Annotated in this window: 2 protein-coding genes; both read right to left on the bottom strand. The window is 67.7% G+C overall.

Annotated elements, in window-relative coordinates; all coding sequences use genetic code 11:
- Window positions 1-275, bottom strand: a 275-nt coding sequence (locus EAO75_RS44575; RefSeq protein ID WP_148000839.1) for a transposase, incomplete at its 3' end; no start/stop codon positions are given.
- 414 nt (window positions 276-689) lie between these two features.
- Window positions 690-1,202 carry a hypothetical protein gene (locus EAO75_RS44570; RefSeq protein ID WP_148000838.1) on the bottom strand — a complete coding sequence of 171 codons (513 nt, stop codon included), beginning with the start codon at window positions 1,200-1,202 and terminating at the stop codon, window positions 690-692.
- Window positions 1,203-2,319: the final 1,117 nt, after the last annotated feature.

The raw sequence follows: 2,319 nt of genomic DNA, 5'->3' as shown, positions 1-2,319 counted from the left end.
TCCAGGACCAGGCGGTGGAGCTTGGCCCACACCCGGGCCTCGGTCCATTCGGTGAACCGGCGGAAGGCGGWGACGMCGGACAGACCGAATCCGGGTGGCAGTTGGTTCCAGGTGCAGCCGGAGGTGGCCACGAAGATGATCGCGGCAAGCACCTCGCGGTCCCCTCGTCGACGGTGTCCTCCGCCCTGCGGGCGTTCCGGTGGCGGCGGGACCACCCGCTGGAACAACTCCCACAGGTCTTCCGGCGCCAACCGTTCGACAAGCGCAGCAGTCATCGCCCCAGAGTGCCGCAAGATCACACCAACTGAAATGACGTCTAAACCAACCCTATGCTGCGTTACCGTGCCCTGCTACGCGGTCGCGGGCCCTGTCGGGGATGTCGGTGAAGCCGGCCCCGCCTCCCGTGCAGTCCGACGCCGCCGCCTGAGGCGCACCGGAAGAACCGGCCACGAGCACTGCCCCGAGCACGAGCGCGCCCTTGTCCACTCATCCCGAATGCTCCGGCCGCTTCGCTGACCCAGCGAAGCGACTCGGTGCACTCGTTCCGTGTGTCCGTGCGACCCCTCAGCGCCTCGCGGATGATCGGGTGCCACGTACTCGGCCGAAGCCTGAACCGCACGAGAGCGGCGGCAACGGAACTCGAGGCAGCTCAAATGCACCCTGGAGGGCCGGGCCGGCGTCTGCAGACATCAGCAGGGCCTGACGTACCAGACGGGGGTCCAGTCATAGCTCGGGTTGCCGTAGGGAGCGCCCGGCGTGGTGTGGATGACGTTACGGTTCTGGTTCTTGAACAGTGCCTGGGTGCCACGGGTCTGGAGGTTGTAGTAGGAGCCCTCGCCGGTCCAGTCCTGCAGCGCGTAGTCCTGGCAGTAGTACAGGGCAAGTCGGTCGCCCATGCCCAATTGCTGGCGGTACATGCAGAAGTACTCGTTGTCGCACTCCCACTGTGCTGCGGCACGGCTTCCGGCCGACGTGCTCAGCTCACGCACATACCTCTCACCGGGAACGGTGACGGTCAGTGTGGCACCGTCGGCCAGGGCAATCTCATTTGCCGCGACCTGCCGTCCGTCGTGGCGGGCAAGGTAACGGTCCACCTTCGCCTGGAGGGCCTCGGTATCTTCTCGGGTGAGGCCGGCTGCGCGGGCCTGTTCACCGAAGGCCGCTTGGGTGTGCGTCGTCTCCGCGGATGCCGGTACCGCCAAGCCCACAGACACCACAGCCACGGCTGCAGCTGCGAGGGATGCGTAGCGCTTCAATAGGGACATGCCATTCCTTTCCTGACGAAGCAAGAGGCAACGAGGAACTGGTCCGGACGCCGGGCGAGCCGCCGGGCAACGCGGTCACAATCCGCACTTGCATGACCAGGGCCATGCAGAGGCCGAGCCTGGCTATGCCCGATCTCCTTCTGCCTTCCAAGTGGAGTCCGCTGCCCCATGGCTCCTGAGACTGACGCCATACGCGGGAAGCAATGGAAACGGTGCACACCGGTGACCCGGCGTGCGAGTCCTCCGGTAAGCAGTGGGCTCGCACACCGATGCACTGTGGTACGCGGAAGAAGGTACTCGGCCTGGACCGTCGGGTCGTCCTGACATCTGTCAGGACGACGCGGAAAGCAACCAGCAGAGGACAACCCGGCGCTGACACCAGGGCGCGCCGGCTGCGGGCAGCTGGCGCCAGCCTTCCTCCACTATTCGCGCCGGACCGCAGCCGCGAGGGCGGCCAGGCAGCCTCGACGCCAGACTCACCGCCCTGTACGCACCCTCTCAACCACCCCCATGCGCAGCACCCGGCTGGACAAACGGCGCACCCGCGGGCGGCCGCATCGCGCCCCACCCCTCCAGTGAGCCTTCGGCCGTGGCATGCTCCCCCTGCCGGCGCACCCCCGTGGTCGAGTCCGGGGTCCGGCCGACGAGACCCCGACCACGCCTCTTGTGTCCCCATCGTGACCGTGGTCGGGGGCTCCTGGTCGACGGTCCGGTCGGGGCGACGTGTCACCTCAAGGCCAGCAACACCCATTCCGGCCGGACGCTTTGACCACGCCCCATGGCCAGCAGGCTGCGGAGAACCAGGATGCTGCTGCGATGGCGGCGAGCACCCGGCCTGAGGCGATACACCGACCGCGTCCGCCTGCCACGCGAGAGGTGCTGTAGACCGCCATCACGGCCGGACCGAGCACCCTGAGTCAGTCCGTCGTCTCCGCCCCGACCACGACCCACGGCAACCATCCACGACCCGCCCACCGCCACGATGCGCACCACGGAAGTAGCCCAACCGCCCGACTGTGCACTGTGGACCGCCGTCACCGACAACGGCACTGAC

Source organism: Streptomyces sp. UW30, from assembly GCF_008042075.1.
Classification (GTDB): Bacteria; Actinomycetota; Actinomycetes; order Streptomycetales; family Streptomycetaceae; genus Streptomyces.
Note: the sequence above shows the minus strand (reverse complement) of the source record. Positions and strands in the feature narration are given on the sequence as shown.